This is a genomic window from Nocardia sp. NPDC101769, assembly GCF_044766925.1.
Classification (GTDB): Bacteria; Actinomycetota; Actinomycetes; order Mycobacteriales; family Mycobacteriaceae; genus Nocardia.
Genome location: NZ_JBIWMX010000104.1, coordinates 1 through 3872, shown reverse-complemented (window position 1 = coordinate 3872; position 3872 = coordinate 1). Strand labels below are relative to the sequence as shown.

Annotated in this window: 3 protein-coding genes; 2 read left to right on the top strand and 1 reads right to left on the bottom strand. The window is 65.4% G+C overall.

What is annotated here, in order from left to right:
- Positions 1 to 530: 530 nt before the first annotated feature.
- Positions 531 to 980 carry a MarR family winged helix-turn-helix transcriptional regulator gene (locus ACIRRA_RS45560; protein WP_402782259.1) on the bottom strand — a complete coding sequence of 150 codons (450 nt, stop codon included), beginning with the start codon at positions 978 to 980 and terminating at the stop codon, positions 531 to 533.
- A gap of 112 nt (positions 981 to 1092) precedes the next feature.
- Here ACIRRA_RS45560 and ACIRRA_RS45555 point away from each other — a divergent pair, with 112 nt between their 5' ends.
- Complete coding sequence (locus tag ACIRRA_RS45555) at positions 1093 to 2199, top strand: alpha/beta hydrolase (RefSeq protein ID WP_402782256.1); 1107 nt, start codon at positions 1093 to 1095, stop codon at positions 2197 to 2199.
- A 279-nt stretch (positions 2200 to 2478) separates the two neighbouring features.
- A complete protein-coding gene (locus ACIRRA_RS45550; protein WP_402782253.1) occupies positions 2479 to 3417 on the top strand; it encodes a MerR family transcriptional regulator in 939 nt (312 codons plus the stop codon).
- Positions 3418 to 3872 lie beyond the last annotated feature (455 nt).

Genomic DNA, 3872 nt, shown 5'->3' with positions numbered 1-3872 from the left:
CCGGCCCGCAACGGCCCGACCCGACATCGAAGTGGAAAAGCTGGGTAGACCAGCGGCTACCCCACACCCCAAACACACTGGTCAGCGCGCCTCCGACGCGCTGACCAACCCGAAACCTGGGTCAGTGGATTGAGGCTAAGGATGCGCGACACACTGTTCTGATATCTGAAGCTCGACATTCAACCGGCGAAGCCCCCACCGGCGGCTCCGCGAATGCCTGCGGGCCGGAATCCGTTCCGATGTCAGATAATACGCCGTTATCTGACAAATTCGCCCTTAAGGACGATCTAGTCTGACGAACAGCACTCAGCTTCAAGAGCTGGCCGACAACCACCATCGTGGTCGTGGGCATCGCGCTGACGACACCGCGGATTCCGTGCGGTAGTCGGATGAGGCCCCGCCGTCATTCGTTGGGCAGCACGTCGGGCGACGGTGGCCTCGCAGGGGTAGCTTGGAAGCACTTCACGATCCAGCGGTGCTGCGCGGCCTCATCACAGCCGGCGAACCCGAGTGGTTCGACTGACCGAACCTCAGCGCCGCGCCGAAGCCGGTGCCGGAACAGCCACATCGCGAAGTTTTGCGAGGCTGCGCTGTAGTTCAGCCGATTCGGCTGGAGAAAGCACTGCCCCGACGGCGTCGGCGAGCGCGCGGTCCAGGATAGTGTTCGCCCGCGCGAGCAGTTCTTTCCCCGCGGGCGTCAACTCGATGATCGACGAGCGCCGATCACCGGGATTGGCCCGGCGGATACACAAACCCTGCGCCTCGACCCGGTCCACTGCCTTACTCATGCCGCCGACGGTGACCAGCAGCCGGTCCGCCAGGTCCTGGACCCGGGCCGGATCCGTCGCCGCGATCGCGCGCAGCGTGTCGTAGACCCCGACCGAGGTACCCAACTCCTCCTGCAGCCGCGCATCGGCCAGATTCCACAACCCGATCTGCGACCGGATCAGGTCATCGAACAAGGTTCGCATGTCGGCCATGTGACGCACCCAACTCTCGACGATATGTATTCCAAGGAATTATCTAACCACGAAGACAAGTTCTCGGTAGTGCAACCGCGAGACGTTCCATCCGGACCGAGAGGATCGACCAATGAGCAAGGCGCAGCGTGAAGCCGTCCACCAGCTGGTGCGCGAGACCCCACTGGATTTCACCGCCGACCTGACCGACACCCGCGTCCTGTTCGGCCAATTGCAAACCGCCACACCGCTTTCCTGCGACGTGCAGCTGACGGAATCGACGCTGGGCGATATCCCGGTCGTCGAGATCGACATCGCGGGCATCGATACCGGTGATGTCGTGCTGTACTTCCACGGCGGTGGCTACGCCGTCGGATCCGCCTCCGGCGGTGCCGGTTTGGCCTCTGACATCGCGCGTCGCGCGCACGCCCGCGCCATCGCGGTGGAGTACCGCCTGGCTCCCGAACACCCCCACCCGGCCGCCACCGATGACGCTCTCGCGGCCTACCGAGCTCTGCTCGACAGCGGAGTGCCACCCGAGCGCATCGCCTTCGCCGGGGAATCCGCGGGCGGCGGCCTGGTTCTGGCTACCCTGCTGAACGCGAAACGGGCCGGGCTCCCGCAACCCCGCGCCGCAATCGTCATGTCCCCCTGGGTGGATCTGACCAATACCCGCGCGAGCCGCGCCACCAGAGCCGCCGCCGACCCGGCCCTGACTCCGCGGGATCTGGAAGCCTGCGCCGCCTACTACGCGGGGACAGCCGACCCCGCCGATCCACTCGTCAGCCCGCTGTTCGGCGACCTCGAAGGGCTGCCGCCGCTACTCATCCAAGTGGGCAGTGACGAAATCCTGCTGGACGACGCGATCGACTTCGCCGCTCGCGCCGCCTCCTCCGATGTATCGGTCCAACTGGACGTGACCCCCGAGGTTCCGCACGTCTTCCAAGGCATGGCCGCCATCCTCGACGAAGCGGTCCAGGCCTTGGACCGAGCCGGCGCCTTCCTGCGCTCCCAATTCGGGGTCGAGGAACATGGCACGGAACGCTCCGGGCAGCGCCCGACGCAGCGTGAACTCGCCGATCACACCGACCTGGAGGCTCTGTACACCTCCAAGCTAGCCCGCACTCTCGACGCCGGTGGCTTGCTCCGGCACGACCGCGATACCGCCGACCCCCGGGCCATACTGCATGGCGTCACCGGCGGGGCTGCTGAGCCAGGTGTGTCATTCGGCGCGGTCTGATGTGTACCGCTTCGGCGACGTCGATCACCGTGGGCCGTGCCTGGAAATCGGCGCGATCGAGGTCGACATCGACGCCGAGTTGGCGCAGCTCGGGCCGACCGGCTATCGGCCCCTAAGAATGCGCGACCACTGTTCTGATATCTGAAGCTCGACATTCAGCTGTGGCCGTCTCGAACCGCGCGCTATGCGGCAAGAGGATGTTCGCTCATCGGAGATCGCCAAGAATTTGTCCCATTCAGGTCTTGAGTCTCCATCAAGGGGAGACGGGAAGGTTGAGGAATGGACGACGACATGCTCTTCACGATCGGGGCGCTGGCCGAGCGGACCGGGTTGACGGTCAAGACGATTCGGTTCTACTCCGACAAGGGGATCGTGCCGCCGACCGCCCACAGCCCGACCGGCTATCGACTCTACAATGCCGATGCCGCCGCACGCCTGGAATTGGTACGCACCCTGCGCGAACTGGGGATCGGTCTGCCGACCGTGGCCCGGGTGCTTGCGCACGAGACCTCTGTGACCGCCGTCGCCACGGCTCACGCCGAGGCTCTCGACGTACAGATCCGGATCTTGCGTATGCGGCGAGCGGTACTGCGAGCAGTGGCCGAGCGCGGTTCCCACAGAGAGGAAATGGAACTCATGCACAACCTGATGCGTCTTTCCGAAGCCGAACGACAGCGGCTGATCAACGACTTCGTCGACGCGGCTTACGGCGGCGTGGACGCGAACCCGGCCATGGTGGAGCTGGTGCGCACCAGCATGCCCGAACTACCGGACGACCCGACCACCGCCCAGGTCACGGCGTGGATGGAACTCGTGGAATTGGTACAGGACGCCGATTTCCGCGCAGCGGTCCGGGCAATGGCCGAGTACCAGGCTCGCGAACGCGCCGAAGGCGACACCACCGGTCTGCACCACGACCTGACCGAAGTTGTCCGCACCGAAGTTGGCAAGGCGCTCGCCGACGGACTGAGCGCCGACTCCGCGGCGGCCACCCCGGTGGTCGACGCGCTCACCGGTCGCTATGCCGACACCTTCGGCAAGCCCGACGACGCGCGACTGCGCCGCTGGATCCTGGCGCGGCTCGACGTCGCCAACGACTCACGCGTGGAACGCTACTGGCGGCTGGTGTCCGCCATTAACGGCTGGCCCGACCCTCCGGAGATGGGGCCGGTGTTCACCTGGTTCGCCACCGCACTGCGCTCCCACCCGGGCACATAGGCAGGATCGCGTATCCACACGATCTGGCAGGCCCGTGCGATATCGGCGCCTGCCAGATCAAAGACCTGCCATCAAGAGGTATGACCCGAATACGCCAGTAGGGGCAATGGCGGTGCGGAGCGGGTATCGGTAGTTAACGTACGGTCGGGCGAGAAGTAGCAGCCGAATATCTGGCCCTCACGGGCCGAAACCGGTGACAGCCGCCGTTGCTCCGGCTGGGACGGGCACGGTGAATGTCACCGTCAGCGCAAACCTGGACGGCACGAGCAACCTGGACCGCCCCGGCTTTGGATGAGACCGAACTTCCGATTCCAGTGCCTCATGCTGCCGACTCAGTGTCCCTTCCAGCCCTGGTCAGGGCCAACAGGAGTCTCAATGAGGATGTCAAGCCGCAGCTGTCGCCGGGACAGCCCTCGGAGGCTGCTCAGTGAAGTGCCGTCCGTCACGCAATAGTG